The sequence below is a fragment of the Sphingomonas sp. Leaf30 genome, assembly GCF_001422525.1.
GTDB lineage: Bacteria > Pseudomonadota > Alphaproteobacteria > Sphingomonadales > Sphingomonadaceae > Sphingomonas > Sphingomonas aerolata.
The window spans coordinates 15,174-15,662 of the sequence record NZ_LMKZ01000021.1; the positions used below are offsets into that span (position 1 = coordinate 15,174).

Below are 489 nucleotides of genomic sequence, written 5' to 3' on the forward strand. Positions count from 1 at the left end.
ATGATATTGCGTGATCACGAACGACGCGCCGATCGCGCCGATCGCGAGGCGGAAGAACAGGAACGTCTCGTAGGTCTGCGCGAACGCCAGCCCGAACACCGGGACCGTGCCGAGCAGCAGCAGCCACGTATAGGTGCGCCGGGGGCCGAACCGGTCGCAGAGCGGTCCGACCACCAGCCGCACCAGGATCGTCACCGCGACCGCGGCGATGTTGATGTTGGCGATCTGATCCTTGCTCAAGCCGAACTCGGCCTTGATCAGCGGCATCAACGGCGCGGCGGCGAACCACGCGAAGAAGCACACGAAGAACGCTAGCCACGTGACGTGGAACGCGCGCATCTGCGGCGTGGCGGCGCTGAACAGGTCGATCCTGGTAGCCTTGGGTGCAGCGGTGTCGATACCCGGTGATGCGAACAACATGGTCGGCCCTCCATCTGCGGCGGACAAAGAAAAAGCCGCCCCGACGGCGACCTTGCGGACGCATCGGAG

Annotated in this window: 1 protein-coding gene; it reads right to left on the minus strand. The window is 65.0% G+C overall.

Annotated features, from left to right (window positions below; genetic code table 11):
• Positions 1-420 (minus strand): MFS transporter (locus tag ASE89_RS21025; protein WP_201781566.1); only part of this gene is annotated, 420 nt, incomplete at its 3' end.
• Positions 421-489 lie beyond the last annotated feature (69 nt).